This is a genomic window from Endozoicomonas sp. ALE010 (assembly GCF_049310165.1).
In the GTDB taxonomy this organism is placed as follows: Bacteria; Pseudomonadota; Gammaproteobacteria; order Pseudomonadales; family Endozoicomonadaceae; genus Endozoicomonas.
The window spans coordinates 1-2,139 of the sequence record NZ_JBLYNV010000171.1 but is presented as its reverse complement, the minus strand read 5'-3'; the positions used below and the strand labels follow the sequence as shown (position 1 = coordinate 2,139).

At 58.4% G+C, this 2,139-nt stretch carries 3 protein-coding genes; all 3 read right to left on the bottom strand.

What is annotated here, in order from left to right; translation table 11 throughout:
* On the bottom strand, positions 1-650 hold a 650-nt coding region (locus ACO6UY_RS24540), incomplete at its 3' end, for an ATP-binding protein (protein ID WP_422491668.1).
* Positions 650-1,090, bottom strand: coding sequence for a DUF7173 family protein (locus tag ACO6UY_RS24535; RefSeq protein ID WP_422491666.1), 441 nt, complete (start codon positions 1,088-1,090; stop codon positions 650-652). The genes ACO6UY_RS24535 and ACO6UY_RS24540, both read right to left, overlap by 1 nt.
* Before the next feature lie 60 nt (positions 1,091-1,150).
* Positions 1,151-1,954: a DNA translocase FtsK gene (locus tag ACO6UY_RS24530; RefSeq protein WP_422491664.1), complete on the bottom strand. Its 804-nt coding sequence runs from the start codon at positions 1,952-1,954 to the stop codon at positions 1,151-1,153.
* Between the last annotated feature and the right edge of the window lie 185 nt (positions 1,955-2,139).

Below are 2,139 nucleotides of genomic sequence, written 5' to 3'. Positions count from 1 at the left end.
GCTTCGGTGTACAACACCCGTTGTCCGGTGGCGATGCCCTTGGCCTTGGTTTTGCCAAAACCGGATTCTTCTTTTTTGATCACCGTCTTGTAGTTGGCGAACAGGACACAATCCATGCTCTCCTGGACCAGTTCCGAGGCCCGCTTGTGCAGCTTGATCTGGTAGCGGTCGTAGCTGTCCACTTCCGGTGATTCAAAGCGCTTGATCTCGGCATGGGCGATCAGGATGATGGTCATGCCTTTCTCATTGCGCAGGGCATTCAGCCACTGCATCAGGTTGCGCCAGTGGGTCAGGGCCTCCACATACCCCTTGCCGTAGCCAAAGTCCTCGATGGAGTTTTTGTCATGCTCCGCGCACGTCTGGGCCCAGATCAGTGGCTCCAGGTGGTCAAGGCTGTCCAGCACCACCGTCTTGTAGTCGTGCTCTTCGTGGTAGAGGGCAGACAGTGCCTCGATCAGCTGGCTGTACTGGGTCAGCATGGGAAAGGCGTCCACTGCCAGGGTGCCCAGACCGTCCTCGGTGCAGAGGAAGATCGGTCTATCGGCACCGGCCGCCAGGGTGGTCTTGCCCACACCGGCATCGCTGTAAATCAGCAGGCGGGGCGCGGTAAAACCGGCCGCCCGGCTGATGGAGTTGAGAGAGAAAGCCATCAGTTGCCAGTCTCCAGTCGTTCAATTTTTACCGATGCCTTGCGGGGCTTGCTGGTCACCGCCTGTGCCACAATGGCGTACTGCTGCGGGTTCAGGTCCTTCAGGGCCTTGAACTGGCGGGTATCCAGTTCCGGCTTCAGGCGCACCACGTTCTGCACCACCTCGTTGGGCAGCTGGCCGTTGATCTCGGCCCACTTCTTGCCGTTCAGGGTGCGGGTCATGCCGCCGGTGGTGGTGACCTTGTAGTAGTCACTTTTCACCGTGGCGCTGCCTTCCTCCTTAACCCCCACATGGGTGAGGATCTGCTCCTCAATGGCAACACGGGCATTGCGGGCCTCGGTCTCCTGGCGCTTGGCCTCTTCCAGCTCATAAGCCAGCCGGTCCAACAGGCCTGGCTCATTCAGTGGGCTGTGTGCCGTGGTGGTCTGGTTCTCGTTCATGGTCTACGCTCCTGGCGTTATTGTTGTTGTGTCGTTTTTATGGCGTTACGGGGTCTGCTGTTAATGGAACTGGCTGGTGTCTTCCTCGTTGGTCATCGGTGTGTTCGGGCAGTCGATGGCGTGATGACTGGCGATCATCGCCTCCAGTGCTTCCGGATCCTCACAGCTTTCTGTCCAGTTACAGTGTGGGCAGCTGTAAGAGCTGGCCGGTTCTGGCAGTGGCTGTTGGTTGACCGTGCGTTTGCCATGGTCGTCCGGTTTGCTGATTACGCCGGAGGCTTCCATGGTGCCGATCATCCGGGCAGCGCGGTTGTACCCCACTTTCAACTGACGCTGCAGGTTGGAGATGGAGGGGTTGGTCATGGCCAGTACCAGGTCAACCGCTTCCTGGTAGAGCGGATCGTCCTCACTCTCAAAGGCAAGGGTGGGCTGGTCGAGATCCGCCTCAGGCAGTTCACCGCCCATATAGGCAGCGGTATCCGGAATCACGATCAGCACCGTTTCCCCTTCGGCGTCGGCCAGGTCATGACGGCCCGGGGTATTGCCCGGCATTTTCAGCACGGCTTTTACGCCATCCTTAAAGGTCACGGTGTCCACTGCTGCGGTCAGGGTGACCCGGTCACCGGACGCCATCAGTCGCACGGCCTGGGCGACAGCAGAAGTACACCGTTGTTTGATGCGGAACAGCACTTCTTCCTGTTGCAGTTGCGGCAGCTTCTGCCAGACATCGGGCATGGCTTTCAGCTCATCCAGTACCAGTGACATCAGATCACCCAGCAGGGTGCTGGCAGAGAGGATCATCACCTCATTGTCTTTCAGCTGGCCGAGAGAATCCGCCAGACCGTTTTCGTCTGTTTTTTCCATGGTGGTTTACCTGGTTAGGGTTGGTGGGTTACAACTGTCTGGTTGCGGATCTACCGATCCGGGTCCAGTACGTCCAGAAGTCGTTCGATAGCAGTGAAGGAGTCACCCTCTGCATGTTGCTGGTAGTTCTCCAGGGCAACGGTCATCACTGCCAGCTCTTTGGAGGAGAGGGTTTCAAAGGGGCT

Coding starts and splice junctions, on each gene's coding strand:
- ACO6UY_RS24530 (WP_422491664.1), bottom strand. CDS start 1,954: ATGGAAAAAACAGACGAAAACGGTCTGGCGGATTCTCTCGGCCAGCTG.
- ACO6UY_RS24535 (WP_422491666.1), bottom strand. CDS start 1,090: ATGAACGAGAACCAGACCACCACGGCACACAGCCCACTGAATGAGCCA.